The organism is Kocuria sp. CPCC 205231, assembly GCF_040980965.1.
Taxonomy (GTDB): domain Bacteria; phylum Actinomycetota; class Actinomycetes; order Actinomycetales; family Micrococcaceae; genus Kocuria; species Kocuria rosea.
Genome location: NZ_JAVKPP010000016.1, coordinates 45,353 through 67,099 on the forward strand (window position 1 = coordinate 45,353; position 21,747 = coordinate 67,099).

Annotated in this window: 22 protein-coding genes; 12 read left to right on the forward strand and 10 right to left on the reverse strand. The window is 75.3% G+C overall.

What is annotated here, in order from left to right; translation table 11 throughout:
* The first annotated feature begins 137 nt into the window (after positions 1 to 137).
* The 3 genes from RF640_RS15555 (at position 138) to RF640_RS15565 (ending at position 1,956) form a co-directional block, all read left to right on the forward strand.
* Positions 138 to 446 carry a DivIVA domain-containing protein gene (locus RF640_RS15555; protein ID WP_035927412.1) on the forward strand — a complete coding sequence of 103 codons (309 nt, stop codon included), beginning with the start codon at positions 138 to 140 and terminating at the stop codon, positions 444 to 446.
* Entirely contained in the window at positions 443 to 1,666 is a 1,224-nt protein-coding gene (locus tag RF640_RS15560; RefSeq protein WP_017833414.1) for a hypothetical protein, read from the forward strand. The genes RF640_RS15555 and RF640_RS15560 overlap by 4 nt, the downstream gene beginning before the upstream one ends.
* Positions 1,667 to 1,788: 122 nt before the next feature.
* Positions 1,789 to 1,956 carry a DUF3117 domain-containing protein gene (locus RF640_RS15565; protein WP_017833415.1) on the forward strand — a complete coding sequence of 56 codons (168 nt, stop codon included), beginning with the start codon at positions 1,789 to 1,791 and terminating at the stop codon, positions 1,954 to 1,956.
* A 70-nt stretch (positions 1,957 to 2,026) separates the two neighbouring features.
* On the opposite strand, the gene RF640_RS15570 is transcribed toward RF640_RS15565, so the two are convergent.
* Positions 2,027 to 2,659, reverse strand: coding sequence for an O-methyltransferase (locus tag RF640_RS15570; RefSeq protein ID WP_031283004.1), 633 nt, complete (start codon positions 2,657 to 2,659; stop codon positions 2,027 to 2,029).
* Positions 2,660 to 2,906: 247 nt separating this feature from the next.
* On the opposite strand from RF640_RS15570, the gene RF640_RS15575 reads away from it, so the two are divergent.
* Positions 2,907 to 3,578: a hypothetical protein gene (locus tag RF640_RS15575; RefSeq protein ID WP_017833418.1), complete on the forward strand. Its 672-nt coding sequence runs from the start codon at positions 2,907 to 2,909 to the stop codon at positions 3,576 to 3,578.
* Between the two features lie 37 nt (positions 3,579 to 3,615).
* Positions 3,616 to 3,969 (forward strand): hypothetical protein, encoded by a 354-nt coding sequence (locus tag RF640_RS15580; protein WP_017833419.1) that lies wholly within the window; start codon positions 3,616 to 3,618, stop codon positions 3,967 to 3,969.
* Positions 3,970 to 4,009: 40 nt separating this feature from the next.
* Here RF640_RS15580 and RF640_RS15585 read toward each other — a convergent pair whose 3' ends face one another.
* The 3 genes from RF640_RS15585 to RF640_RS15595 are packed head-to-tail and all read right to left on the reverse strand — an operon-like array spanning position 4,010 to position 7,113.
* A complete protein-coding gene (locus RF640_RS15585) occupies positions 4,010 to 5,197 on the reverse strand; it encodes an Mrp/NBP35 family ATP-binding protein (RefSeq protein ID WP_109268080.1) in 1,188 nt (395 codons plus the stop codon).
* Positions 5,190 to 5,819, reverse strand: coding sequence for a DUF1003 domain-containing protein (locus RF640_RS15590; RefSeq protein ID WP_017833421.1), 630 nt, complete (start codon positions 5,817 to 5,819; stop codon positions 5,190 to 5,192). The genes RF640_RS15585 and RF640_RS15590 overlap by 8 nt, the downstream gene beginning before the upstream one ends.
* Entirely contained in the window at positions 5,812 to 7,113 is a 1,302-nt protein-coding gene (locus tag RF640_RS15595) for a CBS domain-containing protein (protein WP_017833422.1), read from the reverse strand. The genes RF640_RS15590 and RF640_RS15595 overlap by 8 nt, the downstream gene beginning before the upstream one ends.
* Before the next feature lie 119 nt (positions 7,114 to 7,232).
* Between RF640_RS15595 and RF640_RS15600 the strand changes: the two genes are divergently transcribed.
* The gene (locus RF640_RS15600; RefSeq protein ID WP_368828351.1) at positions 7,233 to 8,102 is read left to right on the forward strand and encodes a general stress protein; all 870 of its coding nucleotides are present in this window, start codon (positions 7,233 to 7,235) and stop codon (positions 8,100 to 8,102) included.
* Between the two features lie 18 nt (positions 8,103 to 8,120).
* On the opposite strand, the gene RF640_RS15605 is transcribed toward RF640_RS15600, so the two are convergent.
* On the reverse strand, positions 8,121 to 9,695 hold the full coding sequence (locus tag RF640_RS15605) for an aminopeptidase P family protein (protein ID WP_035927404.1): 1,575 nt from the start codon (positions 9,693 to 9,695) through the stop codon (positions 8,121 to 8,123).
* 81 nt (positions 9,696 to 9,776) lie between these two features.
* Between RF640_RS15605 and RF640_RS15610 the strand changes: the two genes are divergently transcribed.
* Positions 9,777 to 10,628, forward strand: a complete 852-nt coding sequence (locus tag RF640_RS15610) for a PHP domain-containing protein (RefSeq protein WP_031283018.1) — start codon at positions 9,777 to 9,779, stop codon at positions 10,626 to 10,628.
* A 31-nt stretch (positions 10,629 to 10,659) separates the two neighbouring features.
* Here the strand turns inward: RF640_RS15610 and RF640_RS15615 are convergent, their stop codons facing one another.
* From RF640_RS15615 to RF640_RS15635, 5 genes are all read right to left on the reverse strand, one after another.
* Positions 10,660 to 11,517 (reverse strand): site-specific DNA-methyltransferase, encoded by an 858-nt coding sequence (locus RF640_RS15615; RefSeq protein ID WP_368828353.1) that lies wholly within the window; start codon positions 11,515 to 11,517, stop codon positions 10,660 to 10,662.
* A complete protein-coding gene (locus tag RF640_RS15620; RefSeq protein WP_237740440.1) occupies positions 11,514 to 13,154 on the reverse strand; it encodes a DEAD/DEAH box helicase in 1,641 nt (546 codons plus the stop codon). Before RF640_RS15620 ends, RF640_RS15615 begins: the two co-directional genes overlap by 4 nt.
* 426 nt (positions 13,155 to 13,580) lie before the next feature.
* Positions 13,581 to 13,817, reverse strand: a complete 237-nt coding sequence (locus tag RF640_RS15625; RefSeq protein WP_035927396.1) for a DUF3107 domain-containing protein — start codon at positions 13,815 to 13,817, stop codon at positions 13,581 to 13,583.
* Positions 13,818 to 13,869: 52 nt separating this feature from the next.
* Positions 13,870 to 14,487, reverse strand: a complete 618-nt coding sequence (locus RF640_RS15630; protein ID WP_368828354.1) for a TetR/AcrR family transcriptional regulator — start codon at positions 14,485 to 14,487, stop codon at positions 13,870 to 13,872.
* A 50-nt stretch (positions 14,488 to 14,537) separates the two neighbouring features.
* A complete protein-coding gene (locus tag RF640_RS15635; RefSeq protein WP_017833431.1) occupies positions 14,538 to 15,863 on the reverse strand; it encodes a glutamyl-tRNA reductase in 1,326 nt (441 codons plus the stop codon).
* Positions 15,864 to 16,012: 149 nt separating this feature from the next.
* On the opposite strand from RF640_RS15635, the gene hemE reads away from it, so the two are divergent.
* Genes hemE through hemC form a run of 5 tightly spaced genes read left to right on the forward strand, consistent with a single transcriptional unit; the run spans position 16,013 to position 21,664 of the window.
* Positions 16,013 to 17,218, forward strand: a complete 1,206-nt coding sequence (gene hemE / locus RF640_RS15640; protein ID WP_095650639.1) for a uroporphyrinogen decarboxylase — start codon at positions 16,013 to 16,015, stop codon at positions 17,216 to 17,218.
* Positions 17,215 to 18,753 (forward strand): protoporphyrinogen oxidase, encoded by a 1,539-nt coding sequence (gene hemG, locus RF640_RS15645; RefSeq protein WP_368828355.1) that lies wholly within the window; start codon positions 17,215 to 17,217, stop codon positions 18,751 to 18,753. Before hemE ends, hemG begins: the two co-directional genes overlap by 4 nt.
* A gap of 3 nt (positions 18,754 to 18,756) precedes the next feature.
* Positions 18,757 to 19,509: a hydrogen peroxide-dependent heme synthase gene (hemQ, locus tag RF640_RS15650; RefSeq protein ID WP_035927390.1), complete on the forward strand. Its 753-nt coding sequence runs from the start codon at positions 18,757 to 18,759 to the stop codon at positions 19,507 to 19,509.
* Positions 19,506 to 20,714 (forward strand): ferrochelatase, encoded by a 1,209-nt coding sequence (locus RF640_RS15655; protein ID WP_251355345.1) that lies wholly within the window; start codon positions 19,506 to 19,508, stop codon positions 20,712 to 20,714. Before hemQ ends, RF640_RS15655 begins: the two co-directional genes overlap by 4 nt.
* Positions 20,705 to 21,664: a hydroxymethylbilane synthase gene (gene hemC / locus RF640_RS15660; protein ID WP_368828356.1), complete on the forward strand. Its 960-nt coding sequence runs from the start codon at positions 20,705 to 20,707 to the stop codon at positions 21,662 to 21,664. The genes RF640_RS15655 and hemC overlap by 10 nt, the downstream gene beginning before the upstream one ends.
* Positions 21,665 to 21,747 lie beyond the last annotated feature (83 nt).

The following is a 21,747-nucleotide window of genomic DNA, read 5'->3' on the forward strand; positions in this document are numbered from 1 at the left end:
GGCGTGTGACATACCGGAAAGATATCCCAGATTCGTTCCGTGTGATGCCGAACACGTTGCAATCGTGTTAATTGCTTACCCGTCCGTAGAAATGTTGCGGCGCCCCGTCCCGCCCGGCGGCGCATAGCCTGGAGGACATGACCGAGATCCTCGTGGTGCTGTCCGGGCTCGTGCTGCTGCTCACGGTCGTGGGCGTCGTGGTCCTCGGCCGCGACCGCCTCGCCGAGCGGGTCGTGCCCGCCCGGGACGGGATCGCCGTGGCGCGCGCCCCCGGGGCGCCGCTCGTGCTGCCCGAGCACCCGACGGCGGAGGACGTGGAGCGGATCGCGTTCTCCGTACGGCGCCGCGGCTACGACCCCGCGGAGGTCCACGCCGTGCTGGCCCACCTCGCGGACCGGCTGCCGCCGCCGGAGGACCCGCCGTCCCGCCCGGTGCCGGGGGCGTGAGCGGCCGGACGGCCGTGGCCCTCCGGACGGCCGTGGCCCTCCGGTGGACCCGGGCTCCCTGGTGGGCACAGGCCCTGCTGGTCTGGGCGGCCTCCCGGCTCTGGGCCTGGGCCGTGTTCACCACGGTGGGCCGGCAGCAGGGTCCCGGTCCGTGGGGGGACGGCGCCCTGGGCTACCTCGAGTTCACCGGGACCTGGGACTCGGACTGGTACGAGCGCATCGCCCGGGAGGGCTATCCCGCGTCCCTGCCCCGGGACGCGGCCGGGCAGGTGCAGGAGAACGCCTGGGCGTTCTACCCGGTCTTCCCGATGGTCGTGCGGGTGGTCTCGGCGGCCACCGGCGCGGGGTGGGACGCGGCCGCGTCGGCCGTGTCCCTGGCCGCGAGCCTGGGCGCCGTCCTGCTCGTCCACCGGCTGTTCCTCCGGCTCGCCCCTCCGGCCACCGCCCTGTGGGGTGTCGCGTTCGTCGCGTTCAGCCCGGTCGCCCCGGTGCTGCAGGTCCCCTACGCCGAGTCGCTGCACCTGCTGCTGCTCGCGGGCGCCCTGCTGCTGGTGGCCCGGGGGAACCACCTGGCGGCCGCCCCCGTGGTGCTCCTGATGTGCCTGACGCGCCCGGCGGGGGTCCCCTTCGCGGCGGCCCTGGGGATCACGTGGCTCGTGCGCTCCGTGCGCCGGCACCGGGCCGGGGAGCTGCGCCGCGCGGCGGAAGCCGTCGACGGGCTGTTCGGCCTCGCGGTCCTGGCGTGCGGCGCGGCCCTCGCCTGGCCGGCGATCGCGTGGGCCGTCACGGGCGAGCCGACCGCGTACACCGACACCGAGACGGCGTGGCGGGGCGGGGGAGGGCTGGAGCCGGTGGTGCCCTGGTTCGACGCCGCCGCCGGGCTGTTCGGCCCCGTGCTCGGGCTCGCCGCGCCCGTGCTGCTGGTCGCGGGCGGGACGGTGCTGCTGGGCACCCGCGTGGTGCGGGAGCGGCTGGACCTGCTCACGCGCGTGTGGCTGGCGAGCTACGCCGTGTACCTGCTCCTCTTCCTGCACCCCCAGAGCAGCACCTTCCGGCTGCTGCTGCCGCTGTTCCCCCTCGCCCTGCCGCTGGCCGCGGTCTCGGACTCGCGCGCCTACCGGGTGGCCTGCGTGGTGTTCGGCGCGCTGCTCCAGCTCGTCTGGGTCGGCTGGCTGTGGCACTGGAAGCAGCTGCCCGGGGGCGGGGACTACCCGCCCTGATCCCGTCCGCACCCCGCGCCGGGCACGCCGACGCGGACCCCCGGGCGCCGGGGTGGTCCGGGTCCACGGTTGCGGCTCGGATAGGATGGGAGCCACACCAATCGAGGAAGAGGAGTTCCCACATGGCGGCCATGAAGCCGAGAACCGGTGACGGACCGATGGAGGTCACCAAGGAGGGGCGGAGCCTGATCATGCGGGTGCCGCTCGAGGGCGGCGGACGGCTGGTGGTCGAGCTGAAGCCGGCCGAGGCCGCGGAGCTCAAGGAGTGCCTGGCCGGCGTCACCGAGTGACCACCGGCGCGGACGGCGGGGGGCCCGGCACCACGTGGTGCCGGGCCCCCCGCCGTCCGGACCCGTCCGGTCAGCGGCGGACGGCCAGCAGCAGCCCGGAGCCGGTCGTCAACAGGGCGGTGCTGAAGCGCTCGTCCTCCCGGAACAGCCGGTGCACGGCCCGCATCGTCCGGGTGTTCTCCTCGCGGTTGGCCGGCTGCGCCACCTTGTCCTGGGACAGGGCGTCGTTGACCACGAGCATCCCGCCCGGGCGCAGCAGCCGGACGGCCTCCTCGGCGTAGTCGAGGGTCCCCTCGGGGTCGGCGTCGAGGAACACGAGGTCGTAGGCGCCGGCGCTCAACCGTGGCATCACGAGGGACGCGCGGCCGGGGATCGTGCGGGTCCGGCTCGTCGGGATCCCGGCCTCCCGGAACGTGTCGCGGGCCGCGCGCAGCGCCCGGATGTCGGTGTCGATCGTGGTCAGCACGGACGTGCCGGGCAGACCGCGCAGCAGGGCGAGACCGGACACCCCGGCCCCCGTGCCCACCTCGACCACGGTGGCGGGCCGGGCCGCCGCGGCGAGCACGGTCAGGGCGGCGGCCGTCCCCGGGGTCACCGGGGGGATGCGCAGGGCGAGGGACCGCTCCCGGGCGCGGTAGGCGAGCTCGTCCTCGGCGGCGAACGCCTCGGCGTACGACCAGCTCGTCGTCTTGTCCGCGCCCATGGTCCGCCCTTCGTCGCTGTAGTGGATGCGCGCCATCCTACCGGCTGGGCCCGTCCGTCCGGCCACCGTCCAGTCGGCATCCAGCTTCCCGGTCGATCATGGAGACGATCACGACGTCTTCCACGGACCTGTTCGCGGGCCTCCTCACGGAGCGGTCCGTGCACCCGCTCCCGACGCCGACCGCGGCACGGGACCGGGCACGGGCCCACCCGGAGCCCGCCGCCCGACCACCGCACGAGGAGGACCGATGCCCCGCCCGGACCGCACCGCGCCGGCCCGCCCCAGCAGCGCGGTGCCCGTGGCCGCGGCCACCGTGAGCGCGGTGCTCACCCTCGTCCTGGGCTCCGGCTACGCGGTCGGGCGCACGGTCGTGATGCAGTCCGCGCACAGCGCCGAGGAGCGGGTGCCGGTCTCGGCGTGGCACGGCACGCACGGGGTGCTGCACGCGGACGAGGTGTCCGCGGACCTGCTGCGCACGGAGGGCTGGACGCTGCCCACCCTGGCCGCGGACGGCTACCGGGTGGGCTCGATGACCCGCGGCACCCTGTCCGGGCACCCGGTCGTGGCCGTCAGGCTGCACCGCGGCGAGGACGAGGTCGTCGTGGTGGAGCAGCGCGGGGGGGTCGACCGCGAGAACCCCATGGACGGACTGACCGGGCTGCCCGTGAGCGCCGAGGGCCTCGAGCGCGTCGCCGTGGAGGGCGTGCCGCTGTGGGTGGACGCCGGGCCGCCGTGGCGGGCGGTGCTCGTCGGGGACGAGGTCGTCTACACCGTCTCGGGGGACTCCGGACCGTCCGCGATGGCCCACACCGTGGGCCTCGTCGTGGCCGACGAGCGGGGGCGCGTGGTGGAGCCGTCCCCGGGGGACCCCGGCGTCGTCGAGACGGTGCTGGTCGGCCTGCGCGAGATCTTCGGCTGACCGGCTGCAGGCTCCCGGACTGGTAAAATCACTTCCTGTGCTCGGCATCAACGGCGGCGAAGCGATCATCCTGGTGCTCCTGGCCCTGTTCATCATCGGGCCGGAGCGGCTGCCGGAGTACGCGGAGAAGCTCAAGGAGCTGGTCAAGGCCGCCAAGCGCTACGCGACCGGCGCCACCGAGGAGCTCAAGGAGACCCTCGGGCCGGAGATCGCCGACGTCGACTGGCGCAGGCTCGACCCCCGCCAGTACGACCCCCGCACCATCGTGCGCCAGGCCCTCCTGGAGGACGACGAGCCGGCGGCGCCCGCCGCACCCCGGCCGCGCCCCGGCCCGGTGCTGACCCGCCTGGCCCCCGGCGAACGGGCCCCCTTCGACACCGAGGCCACCTGAGCCGGCCCCCGCACACGCCGAGCGCGGGGCCGGCGGTGCGTCAGCGCGGCCCCAGGCCCAGCGGCCGTCCGGCGAGCCCGCGCGGGCGGGCGCCCATCGCGTCGGCGACGGCACGCAGGGCGACCGCGGCGGGCGAGCCCGGCGCGGACCACACCACCGGGCGGCCGGCGTCCCCGCCCTCGCGCAGGGCGACGTCGAGCGGCACGGCGCCGAGCAGCGGCACGTCGTAGCCGAGCCGCCGGGTCAGGGACTCCGAGATCCGGGTGCCCCCGCCGGCGCCGAAGAGCTCGAGCACGCTGCCGTCCGGCATCGGCATGCCCGCCATGTTCTCCACCACCCCGGCCACCCGCTGGCCGGTCTGCACCGCGAGCGCCCCGGAGCGCTCGGCGACCTCGACCGCCGCCTGCTGGGGCGTGGAGACCACGAGCACCTCCGCGGACGGCAGCAGCTGGGCCACGGAGATCGCGATGTCGCCCGTGCCCGGCGGGAGGTCGAGGAACAGGTGGTCCAGGTCGCCGAAGTGCACGTCCGTGAGGAACTGCTCCACGGCGCGGTGCAGCATCGGCCCGCGCCAGGCCACCGGCTGGTCCGGGTCCACGAACATCCCGATCGAGATGACCTTGAGCACCCCGGGGCGCCCGGTGTCCTCCCGCGCCTCCTCGGGGACGTCCACGACGGGGGGCAGGATCATGTCCCCCACCTGGGTGGGCGCCCGGTCGATGCCGAGCAGCCCGGGCACGGAGAACCCGTGGACGTCGGCGTCCACGATGCCGACCGACCGGCCGCGCGCGGCGAGCGCGGCGGCGAGGTTCACGGTGACCGTCGACTTGCCGACGCCGCCCTTGCCGCTGGTCACCGCGTGCACCCGGGTCAGGGAGGACGGGTCGTTGAAGGGGACGGTCCGGGTGTGGCCCACCCGGTCCTTCAGCGCGGTGCGCTGCTCGGGGGTCATCACCCCGATCTCGACGTCCACGGTGCGCACCCCCGCCACGGTCCCCACGGCGTCCCGGACGTCCCGCTCGATCGTCGAGCGGAGGGGGCAGCCGCTGATCGTCAGCAGCACGTGCACCGCGGCGTGGCCGGCGTCGTCGAGGCGGGCGGAGCGGATCATCCCCAGCTCGGTCACGGGCCGGCGCAGCTCCGGGTCGAGCACGCGGTCGAGCGCCGCGCGCAGGGCGGGGTCGAGGGTCTCGGGGGCGAGGACGTCGTCGGGGCGGGGCTCAGGCACGGGGGTTCCCTCGGGTCTCGGGGGCGGTGGGGCGGTCGGGGTTGCGGCTCCTGCGGCGGGCGCCCCGCCGCGGCGGGGCCCCCGGCTCGTCGGCGTCCGGGGCGTCGTCCTGGGACTCCAGGATCTCCTCGAGCACCGAGCGCAGCTCCGAGCGCACGAAGTCGCGGGTGGCGACGTCCCGCAGCGCAATCCGCAGCGAGGCGATCTCCCGGGTCAGGTACTCGGTGTCGGCGAGGTTCTGCTGCGCCCGGCGGCGGTCCTCCTCCTGGGTCACCCGGTCCCGGTCGTCCTGCCGGTTCTGCGCCAGCAGCAGCAGGGGCGCCGCGTAGGAGGCCTGCAGCGAGAGCATGAGTGTGAGCAGCGTGAAGTTGAGGTCCTTCGAGTCGAACTGCAGCTCCCGGGGGGCGATGGTGTTCCAGCCCAGCCACAGGGCCACGAACACCGTCATCCACAGCAGGAACTGCGGGGTGCCCATGAACCGGGCGAAGCCCTCGGTCATCCGCCCGAAGGCGTCGGGGTTCGGCCGGAACCGGTCCAGCAGTCCCGGCCGGTGCTCGCGCGGCTGGTCGAGGGCGTTGCCGCGGGTGCCGACGCGGGGGCGCCGGGGCTCGCGCTCACTCATACCGCTTGCCCACCTTCCGGATCGGGGTCCCGTCGTCGGCGGTGCGCCAGTCCTCGGGCAGCAGGGCGTCGAGGACGTCGTCGATCGTGATCGCCCCGACCACCCGGTCGTGGTCGTTGACCACCGGGATGATCGTGAGGTCGTAGGTCGCGAGCTCGCGCGCGACGTCCTGCAGGGAGGCGAGGTCGGAGACCGGCTCGAACGAGCGGTCGATGAGGTTGCCCACGGCCTCGGGCGGGGGATAGCGCAGCAGCTTCTGGGTGTGCACCATGCCGAGGTACTTGCCGGTGGGCGTCTCCAGCGGCGGGCGGGAGATGATCACGGCCGCCGCGACCGCGGGGCTGAGCTCCTCCTGGCGGATGTGCGCGAGCGCCTCGGCCACCGTGGCCTCCGGCGGCAGGATGATCGGCACGGGGGTCATGAGCGAGCCGGCCGTGCCCTCCTCGTACTCCAGCAGGCGCCGGACGTCCTCGGCGTCCTCGGGCTGCATCCGCGCGAGCAGCTCCTCGGCCTGGGCCTCGGGCAGCTCGTTGAGCAGGTCGGCGGCGTCGTCGGGCTCCATCTCCTCGAGCACCGTGGCCGCGCGGTCCGGCTCCATGTTGGTGAGGATGTAGACCTGGTCCTCCTCCGGGAGCTCCTCGAGGACGTCGGCGAGCCGGTCGTCCTGGAGCTCGTGGGCGATCTCGAGCATGCGCTTGGCCGACATGTCGTGGAGCTCGTCCGCGAGGTCGGCGGGCTGCTGCTCCTCGTGGGAGGCGACCCACTGGGTGGCCGGCTGGTGGCCCGCGGCGGAGGGGTCCCCCGCGTCCTCCCAGTCGATGATCAGCGTCTCGTTGCGGCGGCGCATCAGGCCCCCGCCCGTGCCGGTGCGGCGCACGAAGAGCTGGGTGATCAGCCAGTCCCCGGTGTTGCGCTTGCGCTCCATCGCCATGTCCTCGACCGTGGCGGAGCCGGAGCCGTCGCGCAGCACCACGGTCCGGTCGAAGACCTCGCCGACGGCGAGGGTCTCCGCGCCGCGCTGCTCGAAGCGGCGCAGGTTCACGAGCCCCGTGCTGATGATCTTCTCCGCGTCGATGCTGGTCACGCGAGTCATCGGCACGAACACCCGCTTCTTGCCGAGGACCTCCACCACGAGGCCGACCACGAGGGGCCGGCGGGAGGAGCGGCCGTACCGGGAGCTGCCGCGCATGAGCACGACGACGTCGCGCAACCGCCCCAGACGGTCCCCCAGGGGGTCGAACACGTCGAGGCCGATCAGGCGCGCGATGAAGATCTTGTCGATGTGGCTGCTCACCGTACAAGACTACCCACCGGCTCCCCGGGCCCCCTCCCGGGGCCGGGGCCGGGGTGCGGGGTCGTGGTCGCGGCCCGGGTCGGGGCACGGCGGGGGAGCGGATGGGGGAGAATGGGGGCATGAGCTCGCCACGGTCCCTGCCCCCTGCCAGTCCCGCCGTCCGCGGTCTGCCCCGCGGGGAGGTGATCGGGCGCTACGCCACGTACGCCGACGCGCAGAAGGCCGTGGACCACCTGGCGGACGAGCAGTTCGAGGTGGACCGGATCGCGATCGTCGGCAACGACCTGAAGTCCGTGGAGCAGGTGACCGGCCGGCTGAGCTATCCGAAGGTCGCGGGCCAGGGCGCGCTCAACGGCATGGTCTTCGGCGCGTTCCTCGGGATGATCCTGTCGCTGCTGGGCGGGGAGCAGTGGCTGTCCACGCTGCTCGTGTCGGTGCTGATGGGCGGGGCCTTCTGGATGCTGCTCGCCACCATCACCTACGCCATGCAGCGCGGGAAGCGGGACTTCACCTCGACCAACCAGATCGTCGCCACGTCCTACGACGTCGTGGCCGCCCCCGAGGTGGCCCAGCGCGCCCAGCAGGTGCTCCAGGGGCTGCGCGGGCTGCAGAGCCTGCCGCGGACCGCTCCCGCGCCGCGGACCGCTCCCGCGCCGCGGCCCGCTCCGCAGCAGGGCCCCCCGCAGCCCGGGACGCCGGGGCGGCCCCCGGCGGGGGCCCCGTGGCAGCGGCCCTCCCACGGCGCCGCCCCGGAGCCGGCCGGCGGAACCGCGGGTCCCGCGCCCGCGGTCCCCGCGGCGGGCCAGGACGAGCAGGCCGACGCGCCCGGCCGCTCCGCGATGTTCCAGGACCTGCCCGACGGCCGGCCCCAGTACGGCATCAGGCTCCCCGCCGGGGAGCCCGACGGGGACGCCGCCGGTCAGGACGCGGCCCCGGACCGGTCCGGGCCGCCGACCGGCGGGAGCACGTCCACCGACGCCTCCCGCTGACGGCCGGCGGCCGCCGGCTCAGCTGGGGTCGACGCCCTCCCGGGCGTGCCACAGACCGGTCATCCACGCCTCGACCTCGTCCGGGGTGCGGGGCAGCCCGGACGAGAGGTTGACGTTGCCGTCCTCGGTGATCAGGACGTCGTCCTCGATCCGCACGCCGATCCCGCGGTACTCCTCCGGCACCGCGAGGTCCTCCGCCTTGAAGTAGAGGCCGGGCTCGATGGTGAACACCATGCCGGGCTCGATGACCCCGTCCACGTACAGCTCCCGCTTGGCCTGCGCGCAGTCGTGCACGTCGAGGCCCAGGTGGTGGCTCGTGCCGTGCGGCATCCACCGCCGGTGGTGCTGGCCCGCCGCGGAGAGCGAGACCTCGGCGGGCACGGGCAGCAGGCCCCAGCTCTCCAGCCGCCGGGCCAGGACCTCCATGGCGGCGGCGTGCACGTCCCGGAACCGGTTGCCGGGCACCGCGGCGTCGAACGCGGCGTCGGCGGCGTCCAGGACCGCCTGGTAGATCCGCCGCTGCACCTCCGAGTAGCGGCCGTTCACCGGCAGGGTGCGGGTGATGTCCGCGGTGTAGAGGGAGTCGGCCTCCACGCCCGCGTCCACGAGGATCAGCTCCCCGGGGATCACCCTCCCGGTGTTGCGGATCCAGTGCAGGACCGTGGCGTTGTTGCCGCACGCCGCGATGGTGTCGTAGCCGAGGTCGTTGCCGTCCGTGCGGGCGCGGGCGAAGAAGGCGCCCTCGACCATGCGCTCGCCGCGGTGGCGGTGGCCCGCGGCGGCCGGCAGCACGTGCACGATGTCGGTGAAGCCCGCGATGGTCGCGTCCACGGCCTCGCGCAGCTGCCCGACCTCGTGGGCGTCCTTGACGAGCCGCAGCTCCGAGAGCGCCTCGGCGAGCTCGCCGTCGAGGGCGTCCGAGGACTCGAGGTCCACCCCGGTGTTGATCCGGGAGGTGTCCACCAGGGCGTCGACGTTCAGGTCCACCTCGCGCACGAGCCGGACCCGCAGGCCGCCCAGGGCGGTGGGCCCGGCGTTCTTGGTGACCGCGTCCTCGAGGCCCCCGAGGTCCCGGGTGCGCAGCCCGTAGGCGGCGCCCAGTTCCTCGAGGGTGGGGCGGGGGCCCACCCAGAACTCGCCGTTCTTGGCGTCGGCGTAGAACTCCTTCGAGTCCCGGCCGGCCATGGGGTGGAAGTACAGGGTGGCCTCGTGGTGGCCCCCGTCGTCGCCGGCGCCCTCCTGGACGGGCTCGAGCACCAGCACGGCGTCGGGCTCGTGGTCCACGCCCAGACCCGTGAGGTGCGCGAACGCGGAGTGCGGCCGGAAGCGGTAGTCGGTGTCGTTGGAGCGGACCTTGAGCGGCCCGGCGGGGAGCACGAGCCGCTCGCCGGGGAACCGCTCGGAGATCCGCCGGCGCCGCTCGGCGGCGAAGTCCGCGACCGGGGCCCGCTCCACCTCGGTGGGCTCCGCCTCCGCCCACTGGGACGCCATGAACTGCTGGAAGGCGGCGGAGTCGGGGCGCTGGGACCGGTTCTCGACCCGGTCCGAGAGCGGCTGCGCCGCGTCCTGGGGTGTGCTGCTGTGCTCTGTCATGATTCCTTTCCTCGCGTCGTCGGTCTCATCGTGCCACGGGAGGCGGCGGGCCGTCCGGCCCGGACCGGTATCGTGGAGCGGGTGAAGATCGACCTGCACACCCACTCGTCCGACTCCGACGGCACGGAGAGCCCGGCGGACGTGGCCCGCGCGGCGCACGCGGCGGGCCTGGACGTCTTCGCCCTCACCGACCACGACACCACGTCCGGGTGGCAGGCGGCCGGGGACGCCGCGGTGGCCCTCGGGGTCGCCTTCGTCCCGGGCATGGAGATCTCCTGCACCACCGAGGACGGGATCTCGGTGCACCTGCTGAGCTACCTGCACGACCCGCGGGAGCCACGGCTGCTCGCCGAGATCGAGTCCTCCCGCTGCTCGCGGCGCACCCGGGCCGAGCGCATGGTCGAGCTGCTGTCCGAGGACTACCCGATCGACTGGGACGTGGTCCTGGACCACGTGCGCGAGGGCGCGACCGTGGGCCGCCCGCACATCGCCGACGCGCTCGTCACCGTGGGGGTCGTGGAGAACCGCACCGCCGCCTTCGCCTCGGTGCTGCACAGCCGCTCCCGCTACTACGTCCCCCACTACGCCCCGGACCCGGTGCACGCGGTGCGCCTCGTCCGGGCCGCCGGCGGCGTGCCCGTCTTCGCCCACCCGCTCGCCGCGGCCCGCGGCCGGGTGGTCGGCCCGGAGGTCTTCGAGGCCATGATCGACGCCGGCCTCGGCGGGCTCGAGGTCGCGCACCGGGACAACCCCGACGACGCCCGGGCCCGGCTCGTCCGGATGGCCTCCGAGCACGACCTGGTGGTCACGGGCGCGAGCGACTACCACGGGGCCGGCAAGCCCAACCGGCTGGGGGAGAACCTGACGTCCGTCCAGTCGCTCGTGCGGATCGAGGAGCAGGCCGGCTCCGGGGTCCCCGTGCGCTACCCCTGAGGGCCCCGCCGCCTGCCGGGCGAGCCCGTGCTCAGTCCCACACGGTCGCGCCCGGCAGGCGGGCGCGCATGACCTCGATCGCCTCCGGGTTGCGGTCCACGCACACGAACCGCCGGTCCAGCTGGCCGGCGGCGGCGCCGAGCGTCCCGGAGCCGGCGAAGAAGTCCAGGACCCAGTCCCCGGGGGCGGAGCTCGCGGCGACCATCCGCCGCACCAGGCCCACGGGCTTCTGCGTGGGGTAGCCGGTCTTCTCCCGGCCGGTGGGGGAGACGATGGTGTGCCACCACACGTCCGTGGGCAGCTTGCCCAGCCGCACCTTCTCCGGGGTCACCAGGCCCGGGGCCATGTACGGCTCCCGGTCGACCTCGGCGCTGTCGAACAGGTACCGCTCGGGGTCCTTGACGTACACCAGGACGTTGTCGTGCTTGGCGGGCCAGCGGCGGCGGGAGCGCCCGCCGTAGTCGTAGGCCCAGATGATCTCGTTGAGGAAGCACTCCCGCCCGAAGATCGCGTCCAGCATCACCTTCGCGTAGTGCACCTCCCGGTAGTCCAGGTGCAGGTACAGCGTCCCGTCGTCGGCCAGCACCCGCCACGCCTCCCGCAGACGGGGCTCCAGGAACCCCCAGTAGTCGGCGAACGCGTCGTCGTAGCTGCGCAGGGCCCCCAGCACGGTCGTGTAGGAGCGGCCGGCGAAGCCGGTGCGGTCGCCCTCCCCGGCGGCGGCCGGGGTCACCGTGGACTCCCGCCGCCGCTGGGTGCGGCCCGTGTTGAAGGGCGGGTCCACGTAGATCATGCGGAAGGCCCCGCCGGGCAGCCGCCGCAGGAGATCCAGGTTCTCCGCGGCGACCACCGCGTCGGTGCCCTCGGCGTCGAAGGCGAAGGGGCTCACTCGCCGGCGGTGCCGCTCTGCTCCGGCGAGGCCGCGCTGCTGCGGCGGCGCCGGCGGCGCCGGGTGGTGCCGTCCGAGGTGCGCTCCACCGAGGTCTCCCGGGGCGCCTCGGGAGCCGTCTCGCGCGCAGCCGCCCGGGGCGCCCGGGCGTCCTCGCGCGGAGCGGACGACGTCGCGGCGTCGTCGCGGCGGCCGCGGCCGCCGCGCCCCTCACCGCGGCCGGACCCGCCGCGGTCGCCGCGGCCGGAGCCGCGCCCCTCGCCGCGGCCGGCGCCGCGGTCGCGCGAGCGCCCGTCCCGGCCCTCGCCGCGCGGGCCGCTCTTGCGCCCGCCGGGCTCGCCGAGGTCCTCGAGGACCTCGGCGCCGAGCCCCTCGTGGGTGCGCCTGGAGCGGGGGAGCCGGCCCTTGGTGCCCTTCGGGATGCTCAGCTCCTCGTACAGGTGCTCGGAGGAGGAGTAGGTCTCGCGGGGCTCGGGGATGCCGAGCTCCAGGGCCTTGTCGATCAGCCGCCAGCGCGGGATGTCGTCCCAGTCCACGAACGTCACGGCCGTGCCCTTGTTGCCCGCGCGGCCGGTGCGGCCGGTGCGGTGCAGGTAGGTCTTCTCGTCCTCGGGGCACTGGAAGTTGATGACGTGCGTGACGTCCTCGACGTCGATGCCGCGGGCGGCGACGTCCGTGGCCACGAGCACGTCGACCTTGTTGTTGCGGAACGCGCGCAGCGCCTGCTCGCGGGCGCCCTGCCCCAGGTCGCCGTGCAGCGGGGCGGCGGCGAAGCCGCGGGTGATCAGCTCGTCCGCGAGCTTGGCCGCGGCCCGCTTGGTCTTGGTGAACACGATCGTGCGCCCCCGGCCCTCGGCCTGCAGGATCCGGGCCACGACCTCGTCCTTGTCGAGGTGGTGCGCCCGGTAGACCACCTGGCGGATGTCCTTCTTGGTGGCGCCCTCGTCCGGCGCGGCGGCCCGGATGTGCATGGGCTTGGTCATGTAGCGGCGGGCCATGGCCACCACGGGCCCGGGCATCGTCGCGGAGAAGAGCATCGTCTGCCGGACCTCGGGCACGGCCGAGAGCAGCTTCTCGACGTCGGGCAGGAAGCCGAGGTCGAGCATCTCGTCGGCCTCGTCGAGCACCACGGCCCGCACCGCGGACAGGTCGAGGTGGCGCTGCCGGTTGAGGTCGATGAGCCGGCCGGGGGTGCCGACGACGACCTCGACGCCCGCCTGCAGCTGCTCGATCTGGGGCTCGTAGGCGCGGCCGCCGTAGATGGTGGCCACCCGGGCGTCGCGGGTCCGCGCGGCGGTGGCCAGGTCGTGGCCGACCTGGACGGCGAGCTCGCGGGTGGGCACCACGATGAGCGCCTGCGGGGCGCCCGGCTTCTTCAGCTGGTCCCACCCCGCGTCGCCGCGGCCCACGACGCGCTGGACCACGGGGATGCCGAAGCCGAGGGTCTTGCCCGTGCCGGTCTTGGCCTGCCCGATGATGTCCTGCCCGGACAGCGCCACCGGCAGGGTCATGGCCTGGATGGGGAAGGGGTGGACGATGCCCTCGGCGGCGAGGGAGTCCACGATGTCCTGGCGCACCCCGAACTCGGCGAAGTCCTGGGGCAGCGGCTCGGGGTGCTCGGTGGTCTCGACGACCACCTCGGGGGTGCCGTCGAGGACGGTCCCGTCGTCGGGCGCGGCGGCGTCCGGTGCGGTGTCGGTGATGTGGTCGGTCACGGTCGGTTTCCTTACGACTCGGGCACGCCCGCTGAAGGGAGGGGACCTCGGGGTCCGGCCTCCGGGCCGCCGTGCTGGCGGGCGCCGGGGGGCGTGCGTTGGGTGGAAGCCGATCGTGAGCGTGCGCCGCCTCGACCGCGCGGGCCACGGGAGCGTGGCGCCCGGGTCCGGTCCTGCGCGAGGCCGCCGTGGGGGCCTGTTCGCGGGGAGCGGGGGCGAGTAGGTGTCTGTCGTTCGTGGGATCGCGGGTACGACCGGTCATCCAGTGCACTCAACAGTGTAGCCCGACGACCGCGCACGCTCCGTGCGGTCGCCGGGCCGGGTCCGCCGTGCCGGGCGGAGGGGGTCTCAGCCGTCCTGGGCGAAGGGGGTGAAGCCGACCGCCCGCTTCTGCTCCGCGCCGACGGCGGCGTAGCCGATGACGCCCGCGGGGACGACCGTCACGTTGCCCTTGGTGTCCGTCAGGGTCAGGGGGGACCCGGAGGACATGGCCGCGGTGATCAGCTCCACGGCCTCCGGCGCCTCGAGCGCGGAGTCGACGACGATCTCCCGGGCGACGTGCTGAACACCGATCTTGATTTCCATGGTTCCTCCTGGTCGGGGCTGCGGGATGCGTCCCGGCCAGTCTAGGAGGGCGCTACTGCCAGTCCTCGTCGATGATCGAGATTCCGCCCCAAGCTAAACGGAAGATCTGGCGCTGGGCCTCGGCCCGGCCGCCGGTGCCCGGGTTGCGGATCCAGTGCACCGCGGCGGTCTGCGCCATGCCGGTGAGGGAGCGGGAGACGAGCACGGCGTGCGGGTGGCTCAGCCCCGCGTTGGGCCCGAGGACCCCGGCGATCGAGTCCGCCACGGCGAGGTGGAAGCTCTCGAAGCGCTCCGCGACCTCCGGGTCCGCCAGCAGGTCGGACTCGAAGATCAGCCGGTGGGCCTCCGGATTGGCCTCGACGAAGCCGAAGTAGACGTCCAGCATGGACTCGACCCGCTCGCGGTTCACGTCGCTGCCCTGCAGCGCCGTGACGAGCCCGAGCGAGAGCTCCTGCAGGTAGTGGTCCACGAGGGCGAGGTACAGCTCGCGCTTGCCGGGGAAGTGCTGGTAGAGGACGGGCTTGCTCACCTGGGCGGCGTCGGCGATGTCGTCCATGGACGACCCGTGGTAGCCGTTCGAGGAGAACACGGACAGCGCCGTCTCGAGCAGCTGCCGCCGGCGGGCCTCGCGCGGGAGGCGCGCCGGGCGGCCTCTCCTGGTCTCAGTCATGAACCGTTCCTCCTCAACCGGTCGGCGGCGCCGGCCGAACGAATGCTGCCCTACCCCGCGGCCTGGGACCGGGTGGCGGCTTCCGGCGGCGCCCCGGCCGCCGGTGGTGCGCTCTCCTCCGCGGCGGGCGCGGGGACCTCGATGCCGTACAGCGCCGCCAGACCGGTGATGTACTCGTCCTGCCGGCCCTGCGCGGCGAGCTCGCGCGCGCGGACGGTGGGGGTGTGCAGCAGGGAGCGGACCATGCGCCGCATCGCGAGCTCGATCTGCTCCTGGGCGGCCGTGCATCCGTGGTGGGAGGTGACCTTCTCGAGCTCGGCGTCCAGGACGGCCATGGTGTGCTTGCGCAGGGCGACGATCGCGGCGTCCATGTCCCGGGCCTCCTGGCTCGCGGCGAACTCCTGGGCGGCGCGCTCGACGATCCCGCTCGCGGCGTCGACGGACTCCCGGGTCTCGTCCGGGGCGGCCACGCGCACCGACTCGAGGGTGATGAGCTCGACGCCGGGCAGGTCCGCCACGGCGGGGTCGAAGTCGCGGGTCAGGGCCAGGTCGACCACGGTGCGGGACCCGGCGGGGAACGCGGCGGCGCCCATGGGGGCGGAGCCGCCGCTGCAGCCGATCACGACGTCGGCGCGCTCCAGGGCCGCGGCCAGCTCCGCGGTCCCCACCGGGGTGCCGCCGCGGTTCTCGGTGAACTGCTCCGCCCGGCCCGACGCCGAGTACACCTCGATGTCCGCGCAGCCGCGGTCGCGCAGGGCCGCCATGGTCGCCCCCGCGTAGGCGCCCGTGCCGAACACGAGGGCCCGGCGCGACGTCCAGGTGCCGGACGTGACGTCGTCGGCGAGGTCCAGGGCCACGGAGACGATGGAGCGGCCGCGCTCGCCCAGGGCGGTCTGCGTGCCCACCTTGCGGGCGGTGCGGGCGGCCGCCTCGAACAGCCGCTGGAGCTTGCCGGAGACCGTCCCCGCCTGCTGGGCGTCGTTGAGGGCGCGCCGGACCTGCCCTGTGATCTCGCGCTCGCCCACCACGGCGGACTCCAGCCCGGAGACCACGGTGAAGAGGTGGCGTGCGGCGCCGGAGTCGGTGAAGGCCCGCAGGGAGTCGGCCACGAACTCGGGGTCGAGCCCGGCGCGGGAGCCGATCTGCTCGGCGAGCTCGGCCAGGACCCGGTCCAGCGCCGCCCCGGACGGGACGCCCGGCGTGTCCTCGAGCTCCCCGTAGATCTCGAGCCGGTTGCACGTCGAGAGGGTCACGGCGCCCCGGAGCGGGCCGCTGCGGACCATCTCCTCGGACAGCCCGAGCGCACCGGTGCTGAGACGCGCAACGGTGTTCAGATCGACGTTCTGATGGGAGGCGACGAGAGCGAAGAGGACCACAGTGCATTCATACTAGACGGTCACCGCGGATCCGCGCCTCAGTGACGTCCGAGAGGCCGCTCACGTCCGTCACCGACCGGCCCCTCCCGGACCCCGGTGACGCTGCGTCGGTAAACGACGTCGGTGTTCCTTGGCACAATGGGAGCACTATGCCTACCACCCCTGAGACGGCGAGCACGCCGGACACGTCGACCGCAGCCGTTCCCGGGCACCCCACGGGCGGCACCCACCCCTCGGCGGCGTTCCGGCGCCTGACCGGATCGCTCGGGGCGCTGCCGCAGGGCCATCCGCTGCGGGCCGCCGGCACACTGGACGCCCCGCTGCTGCAGGCCCTCACGGGCCGCGCGCCCGGCCGCCGCCCGGTGTGGTTCATGCGGCAGGCGGGCCGGTCACTGCCGGAGTACCGGTCCCTGCGCCAGGGCACCGCCATGCTCGACGCCTGCCTGGACCCCGCGATGGCCGCCGAGATCACGCTCCAGCCGGTGCGCCGGCACGACGTCGACGCCGCCATCTTCTTCTCCGACATCGTCGTGCCCATGCGCGTGGCCGGCGTGGACGTCGAGATCGTCCCGGGCCGCGGCCCCGTCCTGGAGCGCCCCGTGCGCACGGCCGCCGACGTCGCCGCCCTGCCCGAGCTCGCCGAGGGCTCCCTCGACCCGATCCGCGAGGCCGTCGCCCGCACCGTCGCGGAGCTCGGGGCGACCCCGCTCATCGGCTTCGCCGGGGCGCCGTTCACCGTGGCCGCCTACATGGTCGAGGGCGGGCCCTCCCGGGACCACCTGCTGCCGCGCACGATGATGCACGCCGACCCGGCGGCCTGGCGGGCGCTCGCCGAGTGGGCGGCCCGGACCTCCGGGGCGTTCCTGCGCGCCCAGGTCGAGGCCGGCGCCTCCGCCGTGCAGCTCTTCGACTCCTGGGCGGGTTCCCTGTCCCTGGCCGACTACTCCGCGCACGTGGTGGAGCACTCGGCAGCCGCGCTGCGGGCCGTCGAGGACCTCGCCGTGCCCCGGATCCACTTCGGCACCGGCACCGGTGAGCTGCTCGCCGCGATGCGGGACGCCGGCGCGGACGCGGTGGGCGTGGACTACCGGATCCCGCTGGCCGAGGCCAACCGGCGGCTCGGCGGGTCCACCGTGCTGCAGGGCAACATCGACCCGGCCCTGCTCACCGCCCCCTGGCCCGTGCTCGCCGAGCACGTGCGCGAGGTGCTGGCCGGCGGGGCCACGGCGCCCGGGCACGTGGTGAACCTCGGCCACGGCGTCCCGCCGGGCACCGACCCGCAGGTGCTGACGGACCTCGTGTCCTTCGTCCACGACCAGCCGCTGGAGCAGACCCCTCGCGGCGGCAGGCCGTGAGCGCGGAGCGGGACGGCCGGCCCGCCCGCCGGACCCCGCCCCGATCCGCCCTCGTGGTGGGCGGCGGCGTCTCCGGGCTCGTGGCCGCCCGCGACCTGGCGGCCCGCGGGCTGCGCGTCACCCTGGTCGAGGCCGAGGACCACCTCGGGGGAGCCGTCGGCGCCCACCAGGTGGCGGGCCTCGTCCTCGACTCGGGCGCCGAGTCCTTCGCGACCCGCTCCCGGGCGGTCCCCGACCTCCTGGACGAGCTCGGCCTCGGCGAGCGCGTGGTGCACCCCAACCGCTCCGGCTCGTGGCTGTTCCTGCCGGAGGGCGCCGTGCCCGCCCCCGACTCCGGGATCCTGGGCATCCCCGCCGACCCGACCGCCCCCCGGCTGCGGGCGGCCCTCGGCCGTGCCGGCATGCTGCGCGCGAGCCTCGACCGCCGGCTGCCGGCCTTCGTCGGCATGACCGAGCGCTCCCTCGGCGGCCTCGTCCGGGCGCGGATGGGGGAGCGGGTGCTGGACCGGCTCGTCGCGCCGTTCGCCACGGGCGTGCACTCCGCCCACCCCGACGACCTCGACGTCGACGCCGTCGCCCCCGGTCTGCGGCGGGCCCTGCGCGAGCACGGGTCCCTCGGCGCCGCAGCGGGCGCCCTGCGCCGCGCCGCGCCCGCGGGCGCGAACGTGGCCGGGCTGCGCGGCGGCATGAACGCGCTGTCCGAGACCCTCGTGCACGACCTCGAGCGGGCGGGCGTGAAGCTCGTCACCGGCTACGACGTCATCGCCCTCGACCGCGACCCCCGGCGCGAGGGCTGGATGGTCATCCAGCGCCAGCCCCGCTTCGGCCACAAGACCGCCGTGGCGCGCGGGGAGCTGCTCGTGATGGCCACCGACGGCACGACCGCCGTCCGGCTCCTCGCCAGCCACGACGAGGGGCTCCAGCGGTTCGCCCCAGGGGCCGGGCCCCAGGTGGCCCTGGCCACGCTCGTGGTCGACGAGCCGCGCCTGGACGGCGCCCCCCGGGGCACCGGCCTGCTCGTGAGCGAGGACGCCCGCGGCGTGCGCGCCAAGGCCCTCACCCACGCGAGCGCCAAGTGGGACTGGGTCCGGCAGGCGGCCGGCCCCGGCCGGCACGTGCTGCGGCTCTCCTACGGGCGCGCCCAGCCCGACGCCACCGCCGTGCCCCCGGAGGTGGCCCTGCCCGACGACCAGCTCATCCGCCTGGCCCTCTCCGACGCCTCGACCCTCATGGGCATGCCCCTGCGGCCCGCCCAGCTCGTCGGCGCGGACATCGTGCGCTGGCGCTCCGCGCTGCCCCGCACCGGCGTCGGGCACGCCCGGCGGGTCGCCGACTTCCGGCGGGCGCTGGCGGCGCTGCCCGACGCCGTCGCGGTCGGCGGGTGGCTCTCGGGCACGGGCCTCGCCTCCGTCGTCGCCGACACCCGGGCCCAGGTCCGCGCCCTGCTCGCCGAGGCGGGCGTCCCGGACGACGCCGCGCCGGCCGCCGCCGAACCGGCACGCACCCCACCGACCAGCACCCGACGAAAGGACTGAGCCTTGTCCCACGACACCAGCCCCCACGAGCACGGCGGTCACCCCGCAGCCACGCCCGAGCCGACGCAGGACGGCGGCGCGGAGCGGCTGCACTGGGCCGTCTGGTCCGTGTTCGCCCGCCCCGCCGGCGGCGCCGCGGCCCGCACGGCCGGCGACGACGCCTCCGCGGCCGCCGAGTTCGACGGCGTCGTCGAGCAGCTGGCGGCCGAGGGCGTGACGCTGCGCGGCGCCTACGACGTCTCGGGGATGCGCGAGGACGCCGACGTCCTCACGTGGCTGCACGGCGACGACCCCCAGGCGCTCCAGTCTGCGGTCCGCCGGCTGCGCCGCACGGAGCTCCTGGCCGGCACCGCACAGGCCTGGAACGCGATGGGGGTGCACCGGGACGCCGAGTTCACCCGGAACCACTCGCCGTCCTTCGCCCGCGGCGTCGCCCCCGAGGACTGGGTCTGCGTCTACCCGTTCGTGCGCTCCTACGAGTGGTACTACATGAACGCCCAGCGCCGCTCCGAGATGCTGCGCAACCACGGCATGGCGGCGCGCGACTACCCCCAGGTCCTCGCCAACACCATCGCGTGCTTCGGCCTCAATGACTTCGAGTGGCTGCTCGCGCTCGAGGCCCCCGAGCTGGTCGACCTCGTCGACGTCATGCGGGCCTTCCGCAACACGGAGGCCCGGCTGCACGTGCGCGAGGAGACGCCGTTCTACACGGGCCGCCGGATCCGCTCCGAGGAGCTCGCGGAGGTGCTCCGATGAGCGCCGAGAACGCCCTGTCGCGGGCCCGCGCGCACGCGCCGGAGCACTACGACGCCGTCGTCCTCTCGTCCTTCGGCGGGCCGGAGGGGCAGGACGACGTCCTGCCGTTCCTGCGCAACGTCACGAAGGGCCGCGGCATCCCCGACGAGCGGCTCGAGGAGGTCGCCACCCACTACCGGGCCAACGGCGGCGTCAGCCCCATCAACGCCCAGAACCGCGCGCTGCGCTCCGCCCTCGAGGCCGAGCTGCTCGGCCGGGGCCTGAGCGTGCCCGTGCTGTGGGCCAACCGCAACTGGGCGCCCTACGTGGCGGACGTGGTGCGGGAGTGCCACGCGCGCGGGCTGCGCAAGCTCCTGGTGCTCGCCACCAGCGCCTACTCCAGCTACTCCGGCTGCCGCCAGTACCGCGAGGACTACGGCGTGGCGCTCGAGGAGCTCGGCCTCGCGGACGAGATGCAGGTCGACAAGGTCCACCAGTACTACGACTCCGAGGGCTTCGTGCAGCCCTTCGTCGAGGGCCTCCGGGAGGGCCTCGCGCAGGTGCGCGACCGGCTCGGCGCCGACGGCGGCAGGATCGCGGTCCTGTTCTGCACCCACTCCATCCCCACGACCGACGCCGAGGCCTCCGGGCCGGCGCGGATGGACTTCGAGGAGGGCTCCGCCTACGTCGCCCAGCACCTGGCCGTGGCCCGGACCGTGCTGGAGCGCGTGGGGCCGGAGGAGCTCGGGGACCACACCTGGGACCTCGTCTACCAGTCCCGCTCCGGGCCGCCGCAGGTGCCGTGGCTCGAGCCGGACGTCAACGACGCCCTCGAGGAGCTCGCCGAGCGCGGTGTCGCCGGCGTGGTCCTCGTGCCGCTGGGCTTCGTCTCCGACCACATGGAGGTCAAGTGGGACCTCGACACGGAGGCCCTGGAGACCTGCGAACGGCTCGGCCTCCCGGCCGTGCGCACCCCCACCGCGGGCACCCACCCGGCGTTCGTGGCCGGGCTCGCGGACCTCGTGGAGCAGCGCGTCGCCGGGCGCGCCGCCCCGCCGCGGCTCTCCGCGTGCGCCGAGGGCACGTGGTTCGACGACTGCGCCCCGGACTGCTGCGTCAAGGTGCTGCGCGGCGCCACCGGGCCCCGTCCGACCATCGCGCAGCGCCCCCAGGGCGAGCCCCTCCCGGTCGCCCTCGACGAGGCGGGGGAGGTGCGGTGGTCGTGACGGCCGCGGCGCAGGGGCTCCCGGTGCTGCGGGTCGGGACCCGCGGCTCCCGGCTCGCGCTCACCCAGACCACCACGTCGGCCAGGGCCGTCGCGGCGGCGGGCGGGCTCGAGCCGGAGCTCGTCACGATCCGCACCGAGGGCGACGTCCTGACCGGGCCCCTGTCCCAGATGGGCGGCACCGGGGTCTTCGCCACGGCCCTGCGGGCCGCGCTGCTGGCGGGATCCGTGGACCTGGCCGTGCACTCCCTCAAGGACCTGCCCACCGCTCCCGTGCCGGGCCTCGAGGTCGCCGCGGTGCCGGAGCGGGAGGACCCCCGGGACGCCCTGTGCGCCCGCGACGGGCTGACCCTCGCCGGTCTGCCCGCCGGCGCGAAGGTCGGCACCGGCTCCCCGCGGCGCGCGGCGCAGGTGCGCGCGGCGCGCCCGGACCTGGAGATCGTCGACATCCGCGGCAACGTGGGCACCCGGCTGGGGCGGGTGGCCCTGGGCGACCTCGACGCCGTGGTGCTCGCCGCCTCCGGGCTGCGGCGGCTCGGGCTGGAGGACGCGATCACCGAGCTGATCGACCCGTCCGTCATGCTCCCCGCCCCCGGGCAGGGCGCCCTGGCCCTCGAGTGCCGCACCGAGGACGCCTCGGGGGACACCCCGCTCGCCGCCGCCCTCGCCGCGGTGGACCACCTGGAGACCCGCCTGGCCGTGACCGCGGAACGGGCGCTGCTGACCCGGCTCGAGGCCGGCTGCGCGGCCCCCGTGGGCACCTTCGCGCGGATCGAGGACGGCGTGCTCGTGCTCGACGTCGTCGTGGCCGACCCGGACGGCAGCCGGGTCATGCGCCGCAGCGGCCGCACCGCGGAGCGCGGCGTCGACGACGCCCGCGCCCTCGGCCACCGGCTGGGCGACGAGCTGCTCGCCGACGGCGCCGGCCGGCTGGCCCGGTTGACGCTCTGAGACCCGTGCCGCACCCCGGCCCCGCCGACCGCTCCGCCGACCCGGCCGCCGCCCTGCGCGGGGCCAGGGTCGTCGTGACCCGT

Coding starts and splice junctions, on each gene's coding strand:
- RF640_RS15575 (WP_017833418.1), top strand. CDS start 2,907: ATGCCCCGCCCGGACCGCACCGCGCCGGCCCGCCCCAGCAGCGCGGTG.
- RF640_RS15565 (WP_017833415.1), top strand. CDS start 1,789: ATGGCGGCCATGAAGCCGAGAACCGGTGACGGACCGATGGAGGTCACC.
- hemE (WP_095650639.1), top strand. CDS start 16,013: ATGCCTACCACCCCTGAGACGGCGAGCACGCCGGACACGTCGACCGCA.
- RF640_RS15655 (WP_251355345.1), top strand. CDS start 19,506: ATGAGCGCCGAGAACGCCCTGTCGCGGGCCCGCGCGCACGCGCCGGAG.
- RF640_RS15600 (WP_368828351.1), top strand. CDS start 7,233: ATGAGCTCGCCACGGTCCCTGCCCCCTGCCAGTCCCGCCGTCCGCGGT.
- RF640_RS15625 (WP_035927396.1), bottom strand. CDS start 13,817: ATGGAAATCAAGATCGGTGTTCAGCACGTCGCCCGGGAGATCGTCGTC.
- RF640_RS15590 (WP_017833421.1), bottom strand. CDS start 5,819: ATGAGTGAGCGCGAGCCCCGGCGCCCCCGCGTCGGCACCCGCGGCAAC.
- RF640_RS15555 (WP_035927412.1), top strand. CDS start 138: ATGACCGAGATCCTCGTGGTGCTGTCCGGGCTCGTGCTGCTGCTCACG.
- RF640_RS15605 (WP_035927404.1), bottom strand. CDS start 9,695: ATGACAGAGCACAGCAGCACACCCCAGGACGCGGCGCAGCCGCTCTCG.
- RF640_RS15570 (WP_031283004.1), bottom strand. CDS start 2,659: ATGGGCGCGGACAAGACGACGAGCTGGTCGTACGCCGAGGCGTTCGCC.
- RF640_RS15630 (WP_368828354.1), bottom strand. CDS start 14,487: ATGACTGAGACCAGGAGAGGCCGCCCGGCGCGCCTCCCGCGCGAGGCC.